The organism is Halobaculum sp. EA56 (assembly GCF_051195075.1).
Lineage (GTDB): Archaea > Halobacteriota > Halobacteria > Halobacteriales > Haloferacaceae > Halobaculum.
The window spans coordinates 132686-152759 of sequence record NZ_JBNTJX010000006.1; the positions used below are offsets into that span (position 1 = coordinate 132686).

Annotated in this window: 21 protein-coding genes and 1 tRNA gene; 11 read left to right on the forward strand and 11 right to left on the reverse strand. The window is 73.2% G+C overall.

What is annotated here, in order from left to right:
• Positions 1–21 precede the first annotated feature (21 nt).
• The 5 genes from ACQUQ1_RS12310 to ACQUQ1_RS12330 all read left to right on the forward strand — a co-directional run bounded on the left by ACQUQ1_RS12310 (position 22) and on the right by ACQUQ1_RS12330 (position 5737).
• Complete coding sequence (locus ACQUQ1_RS12310) at positions 22–1950, forward strand: IucA/IucC family protein (RefSeq protein WP_435064595.1); 1929 nt, start codon at positions 22–24, stop codon at positions 1948–1950.
• A gap of 341 nt (positions 1951–2291) precedes the next feature.
• The gene (locus tag ACQUQ1_RS12315; RefSeq protein WP_435064596.1) at positions 2292–3476 is read left to right on the forward strand and encodes a M24 family metallopeptidase; all 1185 of its coding nucleotides are present in this window, start codon (positions 2292–2294) and stop codon (positions 3474–3476) included.
• 147 nt (positions 3477–3623) lie between these two features.
• Positions 3624–3866, forward strand: a complete 243-nt coding sequence (locus ACQUQ1_RS12320; RefSeq protein WP_435064597.1) for a hypothetical protein — start codon at positions 3624–3626, stop codon at positions 3864–3866.
• Between the two features lie 209 nt (positions 3867–4075).
• Positions 4076–4708 (forward strand): HAD family hydrolase, encoded by a 633-nt coding sequence (locus ACQUQ1_RS12325; protein WP_435064598.1) that lies wholly within the window; start codon positions 4076–4078, stop codon positions 4706–4708.
• Positions 4709–4819: 111 nt separating this feature from the next.
• Positions 4820–5737 carry a methyl-accepting chemotaxis protein gene (locus ACQUQ1_RS12330; protein ID WP_435064599.1) on the forward strand — a complete coding sequence of 306 codons (918 nt, stop codon included), beginning with the start codon at positions 4820–4822 and terminating at the stop codon, positions 5735–5737.
• A gap of 54 nt (positions 5738–5791) precedes the next feature.
• On the opposite strand, the gene ACQUQ1_RS12335 is transcribed toward ACQUQ1_RS12330, so the two are convergent.
• From ACQUQ1_RS12335 to ACQUQ1_RS12350, 4 genes are all read right to left on the reverse strand, one after another.
• Positions 5792–7789, reverse strand: coding sequence for a DUF2070 family protein (locus ACQUQ1_RS12335; protein WP_435064600.1), 1998 nt, complete (start codon positions 7787–7789; stop codon positions 5792–5794).
• A gap of 218 nt (positions 7790–8007) precedes the next feature.
• Positions 8008–8562, reverse strand: coding sequence for a GMP synthase subunit A (locus tag ACQUQ1_RS12340; protein WP_435064601.1), 555 nt, complete (start codon positions 8560–8562; stop codon positions 8008–8010).
• A 71-nt stretch (positions 8563–8633) separates the two neighbouring features.
• Positions 8634–9200: a DUF7097 family protein gene (locus ACQUQ1_RS12345; protein ID WP_435064602.1), complete on the reverse strand. Its 567-nt coding sequence runs from the start codon at positions 9198–9200 to the stop codon at positions 8634–8636.
• 33 nt (positions 9201–9233) lie between these two features.
• Positions 9234–9377 (reverse strand): rubrerythrin-like domain-containing protein, encoded by a 144-nt coding sequence (locus ACQUQ1_RS12350; RefSeq protein ID WP_435064603.1) that lies wholly within the window; start codon positions 9375–9377, stop codon positions 9234–9236.
• Positions 9378–9532: 155 nt separating this feature from the next.
• On the opposite strand from ACQUQ1_RS12350, the gene ACQUQ1_RS12355 reads away from it, so the two are divergent.
• The 4 genes from ACQUQ1_RS12355 (at position 9533) to ACQUQ1_RS12370 (ending at position 11408) form a co-directional block, all read left to right on the forward strand.
• The gene (locus ACQUQ1_RS12355; protein ID WP_435064604.1) at positions 9533–9913 is read left to right on the forward strand and encodes a DUF192 domain-containing protein; all 381 of its coding nucleotides are present in this window, start codon (positions 9533–9535) and stop codon (positions 9911–9913) included.
• A gap of 113 nt (positions 9914–10026) precedes the next feature.
• Positions 10027–10365 carry a hypothetical protein gene (locus ACQUQ1_RS12360; protein WP_435064605.1) on the forward strand — a complete coding sequence of 113 codons (339 nt, stop codon included), beginning with the start codon at positions 10027–10029 and terminating at the stop codon, positions 10363–10365.
• A 101-nt stretch (positions 10366–10466) separates the two neighbouring features.
• Positions 10467–10796 carry a hypothetical protein gene (locus ACQUQ1_RS12365; RefSeq protein ID WP_435064606.1) on the forward strand — a complete coding sequence of 110 codons (330 nt, stop codon included), beginning with the start codon at positions 10467–10469 and terminating at the stop codon, positions 10794–10796.
• 138 nt (positions 10797–10934) lie between these two features.
• On the forward strand, positions 10935–11408 hold the full coding sequence (locus ACQUQ1_RS12370; RefSeq protein ID WP_435064607.1) for a redoxin domain-containing protein: 474 nt from the start codon (positions 10935–10937) through the stop codon (positions 11406–11408).
• Positions 11409–11558: 150 nt separating this feature from the next.
• Here the strand turns inward: ACQUQ1_RS12370 and ACQUQ1_RS12375 are convergent, their stop codons facing one another.
• Together ACQUQ1_RS12375 and ACQUQ1_RS12380 are read right to left on the reverse strand one after the other, a co-directional pair.
• Positions 11559–12170, reverse strand: a complete 612-nt coding sequence (locus tag ACQUQ1_RS12375) for a GNAT family N-acetyltransferase (protein WP_435064608.1) — start codon at positions 12168–12170, stop codon at positions 11559–11561.
• A gap of 448 nt (positions 12171–12618) precedes the next feature.
• Positions 12619–12703: transfer RNA gene (locus ACQUQ1_RS12380), tRNA-Ser, on the reverse strand.
• Positions 12704–12816: 113 nt separating this feature from the next.
• Here ACQUQ1_RS12380 and ACQUQ1_RS12385 point away from each other — a divergent pair.
• Complete coding sequence (locus ACQUQ1_RS12385; protein ID WP_435064609.1) at positions 12817–13791, forward strand: AAA family ATPase; 975 nt, start codon at positions 12817–12819, stop codon at positions 13789–13791.
• A 29-nt stretch (positions 13792–13820) separates the two neighbouring features.
• On the opposite strand, the gene ACQUQ1_RS12390 is transcribed toward ACQUQ1_RS12385, so the two are convergent.
• From ACQUQ1_RS12390 to ACQUQ1_RS12405, 4 genes are read right to left on the reverse strand one after another with little or no spacing between them, the layout of a single operon-like run.
• Complete coding sequence (locus ACQUQ1_RS12390) at positions 13821–14315, reverse strand: DUF7519 family protein (RefSeq protein WP_435064610.1); 495 nt, start codon at positions 14313–14315, stop codon at positions 13821–13823.
• Positions 14312–15658: a DUF58 domain-containing protein gene (locus ACQUQ1_RS12395; RefSeq protein WP_435064611.1), complete on the reverse strand. Its 1347-nt coding sequence runs from the start codon at positions 15656–15658 to the stop codon at positions 14312–14314. Before ACQUQ1_RS12395 ends, ACQUQ1_RS12390 begins: the two co-directional genes overlap by 4 nt.
• The gene (locus tag ACQUQ1_RS12400) at positions 15655–16344 is read right to left on the reverse strand and encodes a DUF7269 family protein (RefSeq protein WP_435064612.1); all 690 of its coding nucleotides are present in this window, start codon (positions 16342–16344) and stop codon (positions 15655–15657) included. Before ACQUQ1_RS12400 ends, ACQUQ1_RS12395 begins: the two co-directional genes overlap by 4 nt.
• Complete coding sequence (locus ACQUQ1_RS12405; RefSeq protein WP_435064613.1) at positions 16341–17369, reverse strand: DUF4129 domain-containing protein; 1029 nt, start codon at positions 17367–17369, stop codon at positions 16341–16343. The genes ACQUQ1_RS12400 and ACQUQ1_RS12405 overlap by 4 nt, the downstream gene beginning before the upstream one ends.
• Positions 17370–17607: 238 nt before the next feature.
• Between ACQUQ1_RS12405 and ACQUQ1_RS12410 the strand changes: the two genes are divergently transcribed.
• On the forward strand, positions 17608–18825 hold the full coding sequence (locus ACQUQ1_RS12410; RefSeq protein WP_435064614.1) for a sensor histidine kinase: 1218 nt from the start codon (positions 17608–17610) through the stop codon (positions 18823–18825).
• Between the two features lie 42 nt (positions 18826–18867).
• On the opposite strand, the gene ACQUQ1_RS12415 is transcribed toward ACQUQ1_RS12410, so the two are convergent.
• Positions 18868–19959 carry an oxidoreductase gene (locus tag ACQUQ1_RS12415; protein ID WP_435064615.1) on the reverse strand — a complete coding sequence of 364 codons (1092 nt, stop codon included), beginning with the start codon at positions 19957–19959 and terminating at the stop codon, positions 18868–18870.
• Positions 19960–20074 lie beyond the last annotated feature (115 nt).

The following is a 20074-nucleotide window of genomic DNA, read 5'->3' on the forward strand; positions in this document are numbered from 1 at the left end:
CACACGAACACTAACACGACGATGGACACCTACGAGGACACGCTACAGGACGCACTGGACGCCGACAACTGGGAGGCCGCCGAGCGCGACCTCCTCGCGAAGATGCTGCGGGAGTTCGCCTACGAGGAGCTGATCGACCCGGAGCGCGTCGCCGCGACCGACCGCGGCGGGCGCTACCGGGTCGACCTCGCGGGCGACGGCGAGCGGGAGACGGACAGCGACCGCGGGGACGAGGGCGAGCGGGGAGCCGACGACGACGAGGACCCCGCCGTCGCCTACCGGTTCGAGGCCGAGGAGCGGCTCATGGACGGCCTCCGAGTGTTCCCGGGGACGGTCGAGCGGTCGACCGCGCCGGGGTCCGACGCCGCGTGGGCGGACGCGACCGACCCGATCCGGTTCCTCCTCGACGCCCGCGAGACGCTCGGCACCGACGAGCTGACCGCGGGGCACCTGATCCGGGAGTACCGGAACACCCTGCTCGCGGACGCGCACGTCGAGGCGCGCGAGGCGCCCGACTCGTTCGCGGACCTGTCTTACGCCGAGTACGAGAGCGAGATGACCGGCCACCCGTGGATCACGTTCAACAAGGGGCGGCTCGGCTGGGACTACGAGGACTACCGCGCGTACGCCCCCGAGCGCCGCCGGACCACGACGATCGGCTGGCTGGCCGCACGCGAGGACCGCGTGGCCTTCGAGACCGTCGGGGGCCTCGACCCGGAGGGGCTGCTCCGCGAGGAACTCGGGGAACAGTACGACGCGTTCATGCGCGACCTGGCGGACCGCGGGCTCGACCCCGACGCGTACACCCTGATCCCCGTCCACGACTACCAGTGGGAGGAGGTCGTCACCTCGCTGTACGCGAAGGAGCTGGCCGAGGACGCGCTCGTCCCGCTCGGCGACGGCGAGGACGAGTACCTCCCCGGGCAGTCCGTGCGCACGATGTTCAACGTCGACGCGCCGGGCAAGCACAACGTGAAGCTGCCGATGAAGGTCCTGAACACGCTCGTCTGGCGGGGGCTGCCGGGCGAGCGCACCGAGGCCGCCCCGCGCGTCACCGAGTACGTGAAGGGGATCCGCGACGACGACGAGTTCCTCCGGGAGGAGTGCGAGCTCGTCCTCCCGGGCGAGGTCGCCGGCGTCAACTACGACCACCCGGAGTTCGCCGAGCTCGACGGGAACGCCTACCAGTACGACGAGCTGCTGGGCGCCGTCTGGCGCGAGTCGATCACGGCCCTCATCGACGAGGACGAGCGGGCGGTCACGCTCGCCGCGCTGCTCCACGAGGCTGAGGGCGAGGCCGTGATCTCCGAGTTCGTCGAGCGGTCGCCGCTCGACCTGGAGGAGTGGCTCGACGAACTGTTCGCGACGACGCTGCCGCCCCTGCTCCACTACCTCTACCGCTACGGGACGGTGTTCTCCCCGCACGGCGAGAACACGATCCTGATCCTCGACGACGAGTTCGTCCCGACCCGGCTGGGCGTGAAGGACTTCGTCGACGACGTGAACGTCTCCGACCGGCCGCTGCCCGAGCTTGAGCGGCTGGACGGGGAACTCCGCGGGGTGCTCCGGTCGGAGCCGCCCGAGGGGCTGTGTCAGTTCTACTTCTGCGGGCTGTTCGTCGGGGTGTTCCGGTACCTCTCGGACCTACTGACGGCCCGCCACGGCTACGACGAGGAGCGCTTCTGGCGACAGGTTCGCGGGGCCGTCCTCGACTACCAGCGGCGGTTCCCGGAGCTCTCCGACCGATTCGAGACGTTCGACCTGCTCCGCCCGGAGTTCACGAAGCTGTGTCTCAACCGGAACCGCCTGACTCAGGAGGGGTACGGCGACGCCGCCGGCCGCCCCCACGCCGCCGAGCACGGCGCCGTCCGGAACGCGCTCCACGAGGTCGCCGACGCCGACGAGTCAGGCACCGACCCGGTCGCGTCCGACCCCGCCGGACCGACGTAGCGCCGGCGGTCGGCCCAGTGTTTCGGAGTTTGGGATCTGATGCGTGGCTTATTTTCACGCATACTGCGGATGGACGGGCTTGCGTCCGGTGATTAGTAAACAGCCACGCAGTATGATACTCAGAAAAGTTTTCTTGCTGATATAAAATGAGAACCGCATGACAGCTCCCTTTTCACACTATCTTCGGACGAACAGAAGGCACGAATCAAAGCCATCCTCCGAGGTTGTGGGTCGGCCGCAACGATCCGGTTTCGTATCGCGTCATGTGATGTATCGACCCCGCCTCGTCCCCCCGCGCCGCTTCCCCGACGCTTATCCCGCGAGCGGCGAATCCCGGAGCCATGGCGACGAAGCTTCCCGAATCCGAGTTCGACGCGCGTCTCGCTGAGGTGCGCGGACGGCTCGCGGACACCGACGCGGACGCGGCGACGTTCCTCGGCGCGACGAGCATCGAGTACCTCTCGGGCTTCCACCACATCCAGACCGAGCGGCCGGTCGTCCTCGCAGTCACCCAGGACCGCGTGGAGATCACGGTCCCGCGGCTGGAGGTGGAGCGCGTCGAGCCGAACCCCCGGATCGACGCCGTCCACCACTACTTCGACTACCCCCAGGGGAGGCCGATCGAGACGGCCGCCGCGATGCTCGACGGCATGGGCGTCGAGTCGGTCGTCTCCGACTCGGACGGCGCGCCGGGCGTGATGGGCTATGAAGGCCCCGCCCTCTCGGAGTTCGTCGCGGTCGAGAGCCAGTCGTGGGTCGACCGGATGCGCTGGGAGAAGACCGACGCGGAGGTCGACCTCGTGCGCGAGTCGGCGAAGTGGGCGAACCTGGCGCACCGCTACCTCGCCGACTACACCGAGGTCGGCGCCCACCCGGTGACGGTGAGCCAGCGGGCGACGACCGACGCCTCCCGCGCGATGCTCGACGCGCTCGGCGACCGCTACGCCGTCCGGACGCGGGGGAGCGGCCCCGTCCACGCGGGGTACATCTCGGGCGAGGAGACCGCCCTCCCGCACGGCCACACCCCCAACGAGCGGCTCTCGGAGGGAGACGTGCTGATCACGGGCGCGTCCGCGAACGTCGACGGCTACCACTCGGAGCTGGAGCGGACGATGTTCGTCGGCGAGCCGAGCGACGAGCAGGTCCACTACTTCGAGCTGATGCTGGAGGCGCAGGACATCGCGATCGACGCGCTCGGGCCCGGCGCGTCCATCGCCGGCGTCGACGAGGCCGTCCACGACTACTTCGTGGAGCAGGGCATCGAGGACACCGCCCAGCACCACGTCGGCCACAACATCGGCCTCGGGGGCCACGAGCCGCCGTACATCGACCGCGGGTGGGACGACTACGACCACGTCGACGAGGCTGACGAGGCGATGGCACCGGGACAGATCTACACCATCGAACCCGGGATCTACACCGACGAGTACGGCTACCGCCACTCCGACACGATCGCCGTCACCGAGAGCGGCATCGAGTGGCTGACGTACTTCCCGCGCGACCTGGAGTCGAACACGATCCGGTAGCCCCCGGCGGCGGTAGCTTCGACCCGCCGACCCCTCGAAATCTTGTCCGCCGCTTTTCCGTCCAAGGGCACACAGCCCCGGCCGGACGTGACACGTGCACCGACTGCCGAGGCACGGTCGACCCTCGAGGGCGGACTCTCGAGCGCCGTGACCGTGGTGGTCGAGGTCGTGATCGCCAGCACAGTGCTCGCGTGGACCGCGGCGTGGCTCGCCATCGCGTCCGTGAACCTCCGGTACGGCGACTACCTCGCCGTTGCGGCGACGACCGGGCTGATGATCCTGCCCGCGCTCGTCTACGAGTACCGACGGCTGCGGTCGTACCTCTCGCTGCCGGAGCCGAGCGCTCCCGACGTGTCCGTCTCGGACCTGGTGCTGCCGAGCGCGGGATAGCGCTCCGGTCGGCCCCGGTCCGCGTTTCTTCGCGGGCGTCGCGTCGCCGGGCGAGAGCCGAGCGGCCGTCGTACGGTAAATCGAATATCGCGATATCAAATGGCGAGACGCCGGTCCCGACGCTCGGGGCTCCGGGCAGGAACGCGGGGGACGAGGGCTCGGCCCCTGCATGGACACGTATCCGCGTGACGGTCGCGTCCGGGGGCTTGATGGCGACGCGCCGGCGACTCGCGCTCGTGTCCGCCACCTCGTTCGCGCTGTTCGACACGCTCGTCGACGCCGGACTGCCCGGGGACCCCGCGTCCGCCGTCGGCGACGAACTCCGGGCCCGCGGCGTCGACGTCCCCGCCGACTGGGCGGACGCCTACCGCGAGACGCACGTCGACGCGCCCGCGGGCGCCGAGGTCCCGCTCCCGGCGCACGTGAGCCGGGCGCTCGCCTCCCGCGGCGTCGACGCCCCCGGCAACGCCGCCCGACGGGCCGTCGTCGCCGCGTTCGACCCCGCGGTCCGGACGCGGCCGGGCGCCGTCGAGGCGGTCGCGGCCGCCCGCGAGCGCGGCCCGGGCGGCCTGCTCGCGAACTGTGCGGTCCCCGAACTCGTCGGACGCGTGCTCGTGCGCTCGACCCTGTCTCGCGACGGCTTCGACGCGGTCGTCACCAGCGTCGCCTGCGGGTGGCGCAAGCCCGACCCGCGGGCGTTCGGCCGCGTCGCCGACGCGCTGGGGGTCGGAACGGGCGACCTGACGCACGTCGGCGCCGACCCGTCCGTCGACGGCGGCGTCGAGGCGGCGGGCGGACGGTTCGTCGAGATACCCGAGGGCGGTCCGGTCGAGTTCCGGTAGCGACAGAAAAAGTTCGGTTTTCGAGTCGTTTCGGTAGCTTAGCGAAGTTAAGATCACGAACTGATAATATTACCCCCGTATGTTATATTGCGGGTACAGGTTTTCGCTGTCATGGCAACCAGCCGATCCGACGCCAGGGACGACATCGACACGGACATCGACGTCGACGACCAGGTCGCGGCCGGAGACGGCGACGTGGACGAGGACGCCGCCGACGCGCTCTCGGGACTGCAGGCGGCCTCCGAGCAGGTCGCGGTGTCGACGAGCGAGATCGCGGGACTTGCAGGCGAACAGTCCGAGGACATGGAGACGGTGAGCGACGAGATGACGAACCTCTCGGCGGCGATCGAGGAGGTTGCCTCCTCGGCCGAGCAGGTCGCCCAGGCGGCCACCGAGGCGGAGGAGGCGGCCGACCGTGGCGAGCAGTCGGCCGCCGAGGCGATGGAGGCGATCCGGAGCGTCGCCGACGCCGCCGAGTCGATGACCGACGGGATCGAGCGGATCGGCCGCCGGATCGACGACATCGACGAGTTCGTCGACGTGATCGACGACATCGCCGAGCAGACGAACCTCCTGGCGCTCAACGCCAACATCGAGGCCGCCCGCGCGGGCGCCGAGGGCGACGGGTTCGCCGTCGTCGCGAACGAGGTGAAGAGCCTCGCGGAGGACTCCCAGGAGGAGGCCGAGGCCGTCGAGGAGACCGTCGACGAGATCAAAGCCGAGATGGACGAGGTGATCGACGAGATCGAGGGCAGCGACGAGCGGATCGAGCGGGGCGTCGCGCGGACCGAGGAGGCGATGGACCACCTGGGCGAGATCTCCGAGACCGTCTCGGAGGCCTCCGCCGGCGTCACCGAGGTCGCCCGCGCCACCGACGAGCAGGCCGCCTCCGCCGAGGAGGTCTCCTCGATGGTCGAGGGCGCCGCCGAGAAGGCCGACGAGATCGCCGGCGAAGCCGACGAGATCGCCGCCGCCGTCGAGGAGCAGACCAACGAGATCGGCTCGGTCGTCGAGTCCATGCGGGAGTGAGCGGTCGCGCCCGGCGGCGCTCGGACCGGAGCGAGCAGGGCCGGGACGGACCGCTCACGCGCCGGTGACGAAGAACAGCAGCACCGAGATGGCAAGCGACGCGAGGATCACCGCGGCCGCGAGCGCGCCGCCCATCGAGACGGCGGCGTTGGCGTGGCTGGCGAGCGACTCCGTGCGGTCGTTGCCGAACACCGTCACCTCGGCGTGCTCGGTCGCCATCCCCGCCTCGACCGGCTCGGCGTCGGCGACCGCGTCGGCGACGAGGTCGACCACGACCTCGGCGAGTTCCCCCCGGTCGATGGCGGCGCCGACCTGATTGTCGGCCTCGACGGTGTTGACGACGTGCGTGTCGGTCGTCATCACCTCCGCCTCGTCGACGCCGGTCCCGTCGACGACGGCGTCGACGAGCGTCCCGCGCAGCCCCGGCTCCATGTTGTTGCCGTCGACGAGGACGTAGGCGGTGGTCTGCGGGTCGCCGTCCGCGTCTCCGTTGCCGCCGCCGTCGCTGTCGCCGTCGCTGCCGCCGTCCGTGGTCCCCTCACCGCCGGCGTCGGCGTCGACGGCGGTCACCATCACGCGGACGCCCAGGGGGCCGATCCCCTCCTCGGGCACCCAGTCGGTGCGGTCCCAGGCGACGCCGACCGAGAGGTCGCCGCGGGGCGCCACCGCGAGCCGCTCGCCGATCCGGCCGGCGGCCTGCATCATGTCGAACGAGCGGCCCGACCCCGGCGTGACGTGGCCGAGGTCGGGGCCGTCGAGTCCGTTGTTGGAGTTGTGGGCGTCCACGAGCAGCACGTCGTCGAGCCCGTTCGTGCGCGCCTCGGCCGCCGTCGAGAGGCCCACCGCGTACTCCACGTCGTCGGCGAACCCCGGCGCGAACGAGGAGACGAGGAGGGCGTCGTCGTCGAACGCCTGGCCCAGGAGGGTCGCCTCGCCGGCGGCCTCGCGGACGCTCTCGGTCGCCCCCCGCGAGTAGGAGACGCGGTCGAACGCGCGGTCGGCCGCCGCGACGACGGTGTCCACCTCGCGCTCGGTGACGAGGTTGAAGTCGTGGCCGGCGGTCGCGTGCGGCGGGAACGCCAGCCCGTCGGTCGCGGCGGCGACCCGGACCGGGAGGTTGCCGCCGCCGATCTCGCCCATCGGCCCGGGGTGGATCATCGGGAGCACCCAGCGGGCCTTCTCCTCGCCGCCGGGCGTGCGGAACGCGAGGACGGTGACGGGGACGACCGCCTCCTCGCCCAGTTGCTCGAAGAAGTCCTCCAGCTCCCGGCTCCCCTCGGCGACGTGACCGATGAACCCCTGGAGGAAATCGAGCACCGAGACGCCGAGCGTGTTGCGCCACGGCCGGTCGACGACGTAGAGGAACGTCCACACGCCCACGGCGTACAGGGCGCAGGTGAGCGCCAGGACGAGGAAGTGATCGGGCTTGATCGCCGACAGCTCCGGGGGCGCCTCGCCCGGCCGCGCGAGGTACGGCATCAGGAACGTGTCGAGCAGGGGGCCGCCCACCTCCAGCACGCGGAGGGTACCGCTGTAGACGAACAGCAGGACCGCGGCGGTGGCCGTCTGGATGCTCGCGGGTACCGCGGCGACGAGCAGCGACGACCGCGAGACGGCCATGACGACGAGGAGGCGGAGCGCGAACACCGACGCCAGCGCGACCACGAGCACGTCGAAGACGAACCGCTGGCCGAGCCCCGTCAGGACGGCCAGCCCGGCCCCGAACACGAGGAACGCGACGATGACGACCTCACACACCAGCGCGAGCAACGACGACCGGTTCGGCGTGAGCTTCCCGCCGACGAGGCGGTCGACCCAGGCGGTACCGAGGGCGGCGACGACGGTCGGGATACCGATGAAGAACACGCCCTCCCAGGCGTCGCGGCCGACGAACAGGACGCCGCGCCACACCTGCGTCGTCTCGGGGCGCTCGAAGGCGCCGACGCCCGCGACCGCCGCGAGCAGGAGGGCGAACGCGACCGACGTGTACCACGACGGCGCGCGGAAGATGAACCGCGAGAGGCCGGCGAGGTTGCTCTGGGTCGCAGTCATCGCGTTGCCGGAGGGGAACGCGGTCGGGAGTTAAAAAGCAGGCGTACTCGCCGCGCGGATCGGTAGCGAGGCACGGCCGGGGACCGGAGGGGTCCGCCGGACCGGCGCGGTACGTCCGGCGTATTCCGAAGAGCCGTCACGTACGTGGGTTCGACGATCCAAGAAGACTTCTGACGAGATCGCAAGACTGCGTCGGGTATCGGAGCGACCCGCACCGGCTACCGGCAGATCTCGACGAAGTTCTCGAACACTTCCTGGCCGCGCTCGGTGTGGCTCACCTCGGGGTGCCACTGGACCCCGTAGAGGTCGCGGTCGGTGTCGCTCATCGCCTCGACGCCGCAGACGTCGCTGTCTGCGGTGACGGCGAACCCCTCGGGGGGCTCGACCACCTCGTCGGCGTGGCTGGCCCACGTGCGCGTCTCGGGCGCGAGCGACCCGACGAGCGGGTCGTCCTCCTCGCGGATCCGCACGTCGACGTCGGCGTAGCCGCCGTAGTCGCCCGACTCGACGCGGCCGCCGAGCTCGTCCGCGATGAACTGCAGGCCCAGGCAGATGCCGAACACGGGCACGTCGAGCTCCAGGTAGTCGGCGCACCGGCCGACGCGGTCCATGCTCGGGCCGCCCGAGAGGACGATCCCGTCGGCGTCGATGTCCCCGGGGTCGGTGTCGTTGTCGAGGATCTCCGTGTCGACGCCGAGGTCGCGCAGCGCGCGACCCTCCAGATGCGTGAACTGTCCGTGGTTGTCGATCACCACGATGCGCGGCTCGCTCATACCGAGTGTTGCGCGGACGTGGTGAAAAGCGGCCCGCTTCGCGCTCGGGGATGCACGGACGTGCGTATCCGTCACCCCTCGTCGCCGAAGCGCTCGCTGGCGGCCGAGAAGCCCAGCTCCCCGAGTTCGTCGCTCCGGCGCGACTCGCGCTCGGCGACCGCCTCCGGGTCGGGGCTCGCGTCGTCGTCGACCCGGGCGAACGATCTGTGCACCTTCGTGTGACACCACCGGCACAGCCCGACGGTGATCTCGTGTGTGAGGCTCCGATCCGCGCCGCAGTCTCCGGGTTCTCGCGCGCCGTCCGCGTCGCTCCCGTGTTCGCCGTACGAGAGGTGGTGTTCCTCGATCAGCGGCCGGCGCTCGTCGTGGGCGATGCGCACCTCCGTCAGGCCGCAGCGGACGCACTCCTTCGCGTCGGTGGTCGAACGGTAGTGGGGGCAGTCGCGCCAGTCGGCGTCCTCGTCGGCGACGAGACAGGCGTAGTCGTCGCGCCGGCGCTCGGCGGCGAAGCCGGGGTCGTCCCCCGCGCGCTCCAGCGCGAAGCGGCAGCGGCCGTCGCCGGTGAGGTGGTCACACCGGCCGGCGAACTCGTAGGGGTCGTCGACGCCGACAGGCGTCCCGTCCGGCGTCTCCTCCATGGGTCCCGTCGCGTCGCCCTCGGTGAAAAATCCTCACTCCCGCGGGACGGAGATGTCCTGCAGGTCGCCGCCGCAGTCCGGACACTTCCCGACGCTGTGCTCCGCCTCGACGCGCGTCGAGCACCGTCGGCACTCGAAGACGCGCACCGTGTCGGCCTGATAGGGATCAGCGCGCATCGTTGTGTGTTAACATTCCACACAGTATTAAATTCGTCGGTCCGCCGGTCGAATCCGCCGGAACGGGCCGCGGTACCCGCGATCCGTCGATCGACTCCCCGACCCCCCGCCCGCCGAGGGACACGTTCATGCCCCCGGCCCGACCACGACCCGGCGTGCGACTGATCCACCGGTCCGGCGCCATCGACCCGGAGGGCGGCGAGCCGACCGCCCCGTCGGAGCGCGTCCTCGCGGAGGACGTCGAGGTGGCCGACTCCGCGCTCTCGCAGGCGCTGGGGCTGATGTTCCGCCGGTCGATCCCCGACGACTACGCGCTCGTGTTCCGGTTCGACGAGGCCGACTCGCGCAGCCTCCACATGGCGTTCGTCCCGTTCGCCATCGACGCCGTCTGGCTCGTCGACGGGGAGGTGACGAAGGTGAAGCGGCTCCGACCGTGGATCGGGCTCGGCTGGGGGACCGCCGACACGGTCGTCGAACTCCCGGCCGGCGCCGCCGACGGCGTCGAGCCGGGTGACACCGTCGAGGTCGAGTCGTAGCCGCCCGCGTCGGGGCGGGGGCGCGACCGGACGGGCGTCGGCGCGGTCGCGGCACCGTCGTCCGCGTCGCCGCGGGGGGTACCGTTTTGACGGATCGCCGTCAAGCGACGGGTATGCGTCGGGCGACCCTCGCGGCCGCGCTGCTCGTCGGGAAGGGCCTCGACGCCGTCTCGACGGTGGTCGTACTCCGGCTGTCGGACTCCGTGCGCGAGACGGTGCCGCTGTCGCGGGCGCTGATGGCGTGGCTCGGGCCGGCGCCCGGAATGGCGGTGCTCACCGTGATCACGCTCGTGGTCGTCGGCCTGCTCGCGGAGTCCGGCGTCGTCATCGACCGCCTCGCCGGCGGGGAGACGCCCGACTGGTACGTGCCCGGGCTGCGCGCGACCGTGTATCTCGGCTGCGCGCTCTGGTTCGGCCTGATCGGGCTGTGGAACTTCTCGCTGCTGCTGTGAGCGGGCAGTCGCGGCCGCGGCGTCGTTCGGAGGCGCGAGTTGGGCCATCCGGGGGCCGCGATCTCCGGGAGTATTTATCGGATGCGGCCCAAGCGCCCCGCGTGAGCTACGTCGTGGAGGTGAAGCCGTCCGCGCGCAAGGCCAACGCCGCGGTCGGCCACGCCGTCCTGTACGAGGGGGCCCGCCGCGAGTTCGGCGACCGCTCGGCGGCGGAGGCGTGGGCCGACGGCCTCTCGACGGGCGCGGACCGCCCCGTCTGGATCCACGCGGCCCACCCCGCCGACCGCAGCGACGTGGACGCGTACCTCGTCTCGCGCCAGCGCCAGCTCCTCGACCTCGACGGCGCCTACGACAAGCGCCGCCGCCGGCTCCGCGGCGACGACGGCGGCGAGCCGGGGACGCTCGACGCGTACGCGGACGGCGGGGAGTAGCCGACGCGTCGCGGGGCCCGCGGGGACCCCGGGCGCGTCCCGGCGACGGTCGGAGGGTTCGCCCCGACCCGCCGGACCGTACGCCGCCGCGCGGACGCCGGGGGTTTACGACGACGGCACCCCTGGATCCGTCCGGGTATGGTTTCCGAAGGCGACACCGCGCCGACGTTCACCGCGACGTACAGGGGAAGCGACCACGAGGACTTCGACCTCGCCGACCACCTCGGCGACGGGCCGGTGGTGCTGGCGTTCTTCCCGGGGGCGTTCACTCCCCCGTGCTCGAACGAGATGGTCTCGCTGCAGGAGCGCCACGACCGTTTCGTCGACGCCGGCGCGACGCTGTTCGGCGTCAGCGCGGACTCGTCGTTCGCGCAGGGGGCGTTCGCCGACGAGCACGACCTCGGGTTCGGCCTCGTCAGCGACATGGCCGGCGACGGCATCGAGGCGTACGGCCTCTCGATGGACATCCCCGACCTCGGGCTGTACGGCATCGCCAACCGCGCGGTGTTCGTCATCGACGAGGACGGGACCGTGACGTACAGCTGGATCGCGGACGACCCGACGAACGAACCCGACTACGAGGAGATCCTCGACGCCGTCGCGGCCGCCTGATCGGGCGTCGCGTGCGTCGGGTGCCGACCCGCAACCGGTCCCGTTTTTGACGCCACCCCCGTCCCCGTCGTTGTCGCTCGTGCCGGAGCAGCCGACGACCGTACAGTCGGTCCACCGGGAGCCGCGTCCGGGGAGCAGGTTCGGGGGGCCTCACCGCTCGGCGGGCGGCAGCCTGACCCGGTCGGCGACGGGCGCCGACAGCGACAGCCGCATGTCGAGATCGAGGTCGTCGGTCGTGAACCGGTCGCCCTCGCCGTCGAACTCGAACCCGACGTTCTCGTACACGCGGACGGCCCGGCGGTTGCCGCGCGAGACCGAGAGCCGCAGCGCGTCGTAGTCGCGGTCGGCGGCGTACGCGATCGTGTGTCTGACCAGTTCGGTCCCGAGGCCGCGGCCCTGGTGGTCGTCGCGGACGAAGACGACGAACTTCGGCTCGTCGGCGTCGCCCGGCACGACGCCGACGTGGCCGACGATCCGGCCGTTCCGGCGGGCGAGGAGGTTCCAGCCGCGGTCGGTCAGCCCGTCGAGCCACGACTCGATGCCCGAGCGGGAGGTCGGCGGCAACCCTCGCGTCCGCGACTCGGGGTCGATCGTCCCGTACATCTCGACGAGCGCGTCGCGGTCCGCGGGCTCGAACGGCCGCACGACGTACGCGGCCCCCTCGGGGTCGACGTACCGGGGACAGCGGGGCGGGCAGTACGGCGTCCCCTCGCACTCGGAGTTGTCCCAGCCGTCGCAGGCGGGGTCGGTTCCCTGGGTCATGGTCTCGGCGGCTCCCGGTCGGAGCGTGTCCGAGTGATGGGTCCCCGGATCGAAAACCGTCGTTGCGAACATGTTCCGTCGGGGGCCTCGATACGTCGTCGGCACGGCCCCTCGCGGGTCGCTCCGTTCGTCACGTTGCGCCTCGTAGAAGCGCCGAGGGGGAGATTTGAACGCGGTCGTTCCGCTCGCGTTCGCTCGCTCCACTCCCTGCTCAAATCTCTCCGTGTGGCATTCACGCCGGCGCGGTTCCTCGCGGCTCGCTCCGCTCGCCGCTCGTCACGTTGCGCCTCCTAGAAGCGCCGAGGGAGAGATTTGAACTCCTGAAGACGGTCGCCTCGCTTCGCTCGGCGCTGCGTCTTCCGTGTTCAAATCCCCCCGGAGGTCGTTCGGCGGCACGGCTCCTCACGGTTCGCTCCGCTCACCGTTCGTCGCAGTGTGCCGCCAGAAGCGCCGAGGGAGAGATTTGAACTCCCGAGTCCGAATGGACAGCAGATTTCGAATCTGCCGCCTTGGCCAGGCTAGGCTACCTCGGCTCACCTCCACGTCGGGCGGTCAGCCTGTAAACCGTTTCGGTTCGACCGATCCCTGTCACCGCCTCCCGGACGGAACCCCGGGGCTTATTCCCCGTCGAGTGCGCCCGTCCCGCATGGACGTTCCCGACGCGAGCGCGGCCTGCGAGGACGTGCTCGATACCCTCCGCGCCGCCATCGTCGCCGAGGACGCCTTCTTCGAGGACATCCTCCTGGGCCTGCTCTCCAGGGGCCACGTGCTCATCGAGGACGTCCCCGGCACCGGCAAGACGCTCACCGCGCGGTCGATGGCGACGGCGCTGGGCCTCTCGTTCTCGCGCGTGCAGTTCACGCCCGACCTCCTCCCGTCGGACGTGACCGGCACCACCGTCTACGACGAGGGCACCGGCGAGTTCGAGTTCAGCGAGGGCCCCATCTTCGCGAACGTCGTCCTCGCCGACGAGATCAACCGCGCGCCGCCGAAGACGCAGGCGGCGCTGCTGGAGGCGATGGAGGAGGAGCAGGTGACCGTCGACGGCACCACCTACGCGCTCCCGGAGCCGTTCTTCCTGATCGCGACGCAGAACCCCGTCGAGCAGGCCGGCAACTTCCCGCTGCCGGAGGCCCAACTGGACCGATTCACCGTGAAGACGTCGATGGGCTACCCCGACCTGGCGGGCGAGGTCGAACTCCTCCGGCGCCGCGCGGGGCGCGTCGAACAGGACCCCAGCGTCGAGCGCGTGCTCGACGAGGAACGGGTGAAGGGCGCCCGCGCGGCCCCCGAGTCCGTCCGCGTCCACGACGACCTGCTGGAGTACATGGCCGCCGTGACGCGGGCGACCCGGGGGGACCGCCGCGTCGAGGTGGGCGTCTCCCCGCGGGGCACCCAGCGGCTGTTCGAGGCCGCCCGCGCGGCCGCGACGCTCGCCGGCCGGGAGTTCGTCACGCCCGACGACGTGAAGCGCGTGGCGACGCCCGTGCTCGCCCACCGGCTCGTGCTCACGCCCGACGCGACGGTCGACGACGTGGCGAAGGCGGACGTGCTCGCGGCCGTGCTCGACCGCGTGGCGGTGCCGACCGTGCAGGACGGCGGCGCCGATCCGGCCGGGTAGCGTCGTCGGGGAACGCGTCCCCCGTCCGCCTACCGCAGCGCGCTCACCAGCGCGACGGCCCCCACGAGCAGGAACACGAGCGCGACGACCGGCTGTCCCCCGGCGGCGGCGACGTAGACGCCGAACGTCACCGCGCCCGCGACCGCGCCCACCGCGAGCGACGCGGCCGCGTGCGTCGCGAGGTTGCGCGTCACGTCCGTCTCGCGCCCCAACTGCTCGCCGAGGCCGATCGCGTGTTCGCCCAGGTCCCACGACAGCGCCGCCGCGATCCCGCCAGTCAGCAACGGCCCGGGTCCGGCGCCCGCCAGCCCGCCGGCCACCAGCACGCCCGCGACGAGCGAGACGGCGCCGGCGCCGAGCACGCGGCGCGACCCGACGAGCGTGCCGACGGCGACCAGCGCGACGCCGACGGCCGCGAGGCCGGCCGCCGAGGGCGAGGCGAGCCCCAGCGCCGCCGCGCCGACGGCCGCCGACAGCGCCGCGAGCGCGACGCCCAGCCGCGGGGGCGTGCGGGTGACCGTCACCGCGACCACCGCGCGGCGGCGCGCTCCAGTTCCGTCGCCAGCGACTCCTCGCCCCAGTCGAGCACGCGGATGCCCGCCGCGCGGAGCCGCGAGACGCGGTTCGCCCGCTCCACGCCGGCGAGGCGGTGGCCGGGCGTGTCGTCGGCGGTCGCGTCGGGCGCGATCACCGTCACCGCGTGGCCGTGGGCGTCGAGCCGGCGGGCGACCGTCACGGCGTAGTCGTCCGGAAGCGGCGTACAGAACAGCACCTGCGCGTCCGCCGGCAGCCGGCGGCGGAACCGCCGCAGCCACGTCGTCGGGAGGAACCGCTCGCCGCTCGGCGTCGGCGCCAGCGCCGGGTGCGTCGCCAGCAGGTCGCGGGCGCGGGCGGCGTGGTCGTCGCCGACGCCCGGCGAGAGCCAGCAGTCGCCGGGGCCGAAGGCGGCGATCCCCACCCGGTCGCCGCTGTCGAGCAGGGCCGGCACCGCCACCGTCGCCGCCTCGACGCCACGCTCGACGGCGTTGGCCGACTCCCCGTCGGGCGCGCGGTACGCCTCCTCGCGGGCGTCGATGCAGACGACGACGGTCGCGGCGCGCTCCTCGCGGAACTGGAGCGTCGACAGCTCCCCGGTCCGGGCGTACCGCGCCCAGTTCACCCGCTTGGCGGGGTCGCCGTGGCGGTACTCGCGGGTCGAGTGGAACTCCAGGCCGGCCCCGCCGACGTCGGTGGGGACCCGCCCCGAGTACACCGTCGTGAGCCCCCGCAGCGGGAGCGACGCCGACGCCTCCAGCTCCGGCGTACACCGGATCGTGGTCGCGCCCTCGGCCTCCAGACGGGCGTCGCGCTCGCGCGAGCCGCTGGGGTTGCGCGCGAGCAGGTGGACGGGGTCGAACTCGTGGGCGCCCCTGACCGCGGTGACGGCGTACCGCAGGGTCGCGGTCCGGCCCGGCCGGAGCGCGGTGCCGAGGCGCGCCGGGCGCTCGCTCGCCAGCGCGGCCGGGACGCCGTCGACCAGCCGCAGGTCCGGGAGGACGCCGCCGCCGTCGTTGCGCACGCGCAGCGTGACGGTCACCTCGTCGCCGGGGTCGGGCGTCGGGTCCGACAGCTCCCGCTCCAGCGTCACGTCGAGCTCGGGCGCCGCGTCGCCGCGGGCGTAGGCGGCGAAGGCGACGCCGAGCGCGCCCACCAGCACCAGCGGCGGGTGCCGCAGGAGCACGCCCAGCCCCACCGGGACGAGCGCGAGCGCCGCCATCCCCGTCCACCGGCCGGTCGGGACGACCCCGCGGGGGCGGACCCGCTCCAGCGGGTCGACGTTCCGGCCGCTGCCCCCCGTCGCGCCGGTCCGGTCCGCGCGCCCGCTCACCGGCGCACCTCCGCGAGCGCGTCGCGGGCGGCGGCGACGCGGCGGCGACCCGCACGCCGGGCCGCGACGAGGCGTCGGCCGACGGCGTCGACGCTCCGGGACCCGTCGTCCGTCGTCGCCGCGGCGGCCTCGCCGTCCGTCCGCTCGCCCCCGCGGGCGGCGACGAGCGCGTCGACGGTCCTGGCGGCGGCGAAGCGGAACTCCACGTCCGAGCCGAGGAGGCGCCGGAGCCGGGCCGCCCGCGGCGGGCGGACGTCGGCCCCCACGAACCACGCCGCGACCGGGTCGTCCGTCCACTCGCCGTCGTCGACGGCGGACTCCGCCTCCTCGTCGCCGTAGTCGCCCCGCGTGCGGAGCGTCTCGACGGCGACCTCGCGGAGGTGCCGGCGGAACTCCCGGCGGCGCTTGACGCTCGCGCGGGAGAACCCGCGCCGGGAGATGAGGTCGTCGTCCGCGTCGCCGGGGGTCGGCACCTCGTAGCGCTCCTCCGGGTCGCCCGTCTCGGTCGCGCGGCGCTCGGCGGTCCGCGCCTCGTTGGCGTACCGGAGCCCCTGCACCAGCGCCAGCACGCCAGCGCCGGTGACGAACACGTACGTCAGGTCGAACAGCCCCGCCAGCCCGCGCTGGACGACGACGACGAACCCGAAGGCCACCGCCGCGACCCCCAGCGCCGCGGTCGCCCTCACCGGACCCCACCTCCGCGGTCGCCGTCGCCGAGGGCGCCCGTGTCGCCGCCGTCGCCGGAGTCGTCGCCGTCGATCTCGGCGTCCCCGCCCGCGTACGTCTCCTCGATGCGTCGCAGCGCCGCGACCGCCTCGCGCTCGCGCTCGGGCGTCGCGGGCTCGCCGCCGTAGCGGACCGCCTCGAACGCCCCGGTGAGCGCCTCGACGTCCGCGCGGGCCATCCCGGCGTCGACGGCCGCCTCGGCGAACTCCGCGGGCGTCGTCGAGCGGGGGTTCTCCACCGCGAGCGCGCCCGTCATCTCGCGCCACGCCCGGTACACCTCGTTCTCCAGGTCGGCGTCGCCCTCCAGCCGGTCGGCCGCCTCCCCGGCGCGGCGCCCGACCTCGCGGCGGCGCTCGGGCGCCGGCGGCTCGGGCGGCTCGTCGGCCAGCGCCTCCTCGTCGTCCCCGGTCGAGACGAACAGCAGGAGGACGCTCCCGAGGATGGCGACGACCAGCAGCAGGCCCACGAGCGCCGTCGGCGCCGACACCGCCTCGCCGTCGGCGCCGGACCCGGCGGAGCCGCCGCCGCTCGGGAGCACCGAGGCGTTCTCGGCAGCCCGCCGGGCGAACCCGATCGCCAGCTCGGTGGGCGCGCTCCCGCAGGAGACGAGCCCCAGGTACAGCACGCCCAGCGGGAACAGCGCCGCCGCGACGAACATGCCGCTGATCACCCACGAGCGCGTCGTCCGGTACATCGCGAGCAGGAAGACGACGACCCCCAGGGTCAGTAACGCCTGCACGAGCGGCAGCGTGAGGAACTCGACGCAGACGCGCACCTGGAACCGCGTCTCGCCGGCGGCCGGGTCGCCGCCGAGGTCCACCGCGCCGTCGCTGTCCTCGGCGGCCCCGACGTCGTCGGGGGAGCCCCCGGCGCCGAACCCGCCGCTGGCGGTCGTCGTCGCCGAGTCGAGCGTGGCCGCGGCGACGCCGAGCGCGAGCACCGCCAGGAGGGCCAGCGCCGCGGTGACCAGCGTCCGTCGGTCCACGATGTGACTCGCTAACGGGGCACCGCGTTCAAAGGTTTCGCCAGCCGGGGGACGTGACGGGGACGGCCGCCGCCGTCCGGGGGCCGAAGGGACCGTAGCCGTCGGCGACGCGACCCCCGATCGGTCGCCTCGGGAGCCGTCCGGAGGCGTCCCGAGCGCACCGAATCCCCGGGTATCAGCCACGATACCGGCATCGATATCCTCAAGTCGGGAGGGTGCCCAGCGACGGCCGACGCGAATGTCGAACGAACCCGTGGGGTCGTCGGGGGGCCCCGGATCCGGCGCGGGCACGGACGCGAACCTGACGGGGCCGCTCCGGCACCTCCACGCCGCGACGCGTCGGATGCTGGCGGCCGAGTCCGCCGAGGAGGTCGCGGCGGTCGCGACCGACGCCGCCGAGGACGTGCTCGGGTTCGATCTCAACAGCGTCAGGCTGGTGGAGCCGTCGCCCCCGCGGCTCGTCCCGGTGGCGTACTCGGAGGCCGTCGTCGACGCCGCGGGCGACCGTCGGGACTACCCGCGCGGCGAGTCCGTCCAGTGGGAGGCGCTCGACGCCGGCGAGTGTCGGGCGTACCGGGACGTCCGCGAGATCGACGACGGGGTCGAGCGGTCCGGCGAGGGGAGCATGCTGGTGTGTCCCCTCGGCGACCGCGGCGTGCTCTCGCTCGGGACGCTGGAGACCGACGCGATCGACGAGGCGGACGTGGCGCTCGCGAAGGTGCTCGCGGCCAACACCGAGGCCGCGCTGGAGCGCGCGGAGCGCGAGCGCCGCCTGGAGCGCAAGAACGAGCGCCTCGACCGGTTCGCCGGCATCGTCGCCCACGAGTTCCGCAACCCCGTCACCATCGCCGCCGGGCACCTCGACTACGTCGAGGGCGCCGAGGGCGACGCCCGCCACCTCGACGCGGTCGGGCGGGCGGTCGGGCGGATGGACCGCCTCATCGACAGCCTCCTCGACATGGTGCGCGAGGGAGAGCTGACCGACGCGACCGAGCCGGTGTCGGTCGCCGCCGTCGCGCGGTCGGTGTGGGAGGAGAATCCGGCCCCGGGGACCCTGCGGTGCCCCGACGACGTCGTCGTCGAGGCCCACCCCGGTCGGCTGCGAACCGTGTTCGAGAACCTGTTCGGGAACGCCGTCGCCACCGGCGACCCGGACGCGACGGTCACCGTCTCCCCGCTCGACGACGGCGACGGCTTCTCCGTCGCCGACGACGCCGCCGGCTTCGACGCGGCCGACCCCGAGCGGCTGTTCGAGTACGGCGCCACCGCCGACGCCGACGCGACGGGACTGGGGCTCGCCATCGTCCGGGACGTGGCCGAGGCCCACGGCTGGGAGGTGGCGGCGACGCTCGACGACGACGGCGGCGCCCGGATCGAGTTCCGGACCGGATCGGCACGGGAGGGCGGGAGACACAGGTGGGACGTCGACCGCGTCGTCGGCGACGGCCGCGAGTGACCGGCGGCCCGAGGCGCGTCCCGCGGACGCGGGACCGGCGGGTCAGTAGGTCAACAGCACCTGCACCGCCTCGTCCGGCCGTTCGTCGAGGAGTCGGTACGCCCTCGGCGCCTCGTCGACCGGGATCCGGTGCGTGACGAGCCGGTCGGTCGCGATGTCGCCCAGCCGGCGCCACGCGGTCGCGAGGCGGCGGGCGACGGTCCACCGCCCCCGGCGCTCGGGGGCGAGCGTGCTCACCTGGCTGGCGCGCAGTTCGATCCGGCTGCGGTGGAAGCGCCCGTCGAGCGACAGTTCGGCGGGCTTGGTGCCGTACCACGACCCGACGACGACCCGGCCGGCGTAGCCGGTCGTCGCGACGGCGTCGTCGAGGGCGTCGGGGTTGCCCGACAGCTCGTACGTGAGGTCCGCCCGGTCCGGGCCGGATGCGGCGTCCCGGCCGTCGGCGGGGGAGCCGGGCCCGGAGCCCGATCCGAACCTGGCGCCCCCGCCGGGCTCGCTCGCCCCGGTCGCGAACAGCGTCGCCGGGTCCAGTTCCGCCGGGGGGACGCTCCGGTCGGCGCCCATCGCCGTCGAGAGCCGCCGCCGGGTCTGGAGGCACTCGACCGTGACGAGCGAGTCCAGCGGGAACGACGACAGCACGGCCGTCGTCAACAGGCCGATGACGCCCTGGCCGAACACCGCGGCGCGTTCGCCGACCGCCGGCTCGCCGTCGAGCGCCAGCGTCACGGCCGTCTCGACGTTCGGGAGGAACACCGCCCGCTCGGGCGGGACGCCGTCCGGGACGCGGCTCACCGCGTCCACGTCGACGACGAACTCGGAGGCGTGCGGGTGGAACGCGAGGACCGTCTCGCCGTACCAGTCGGGGTCGACGCCCGGTCCCACGCCGGTCACCGTCCCGACGGTGGCGTAGCCGTACGGGAACGGGTACGTGAGCGACCCCGACAGCGAGTCCAGCGTCTCGTCGGCCGCCGTCTCCGGGTTCATCTCGCCGCGGTAGAGGAGCAGCTCCGTCCCCGGGCTGATCGCCGAGACGGTCGCCTCGACGGCGAGTTCGCCGGGGGCGGGGTCCGCCGGCGTCGACTCGCGCACCTCGACCTCGCCGGGACCCGTGAAGTAGACCGTCCGCGCCGGCACGGGTCAGGTCACCCCCGTCGACGCCGGGTCGGCGTCGCCACCGCGGCGACCGCCGCCTGTACGGAAACCGTCGTCGGCGGAGCAACCGGCTGTGGCGGGGGGACCGCGTCGGCTC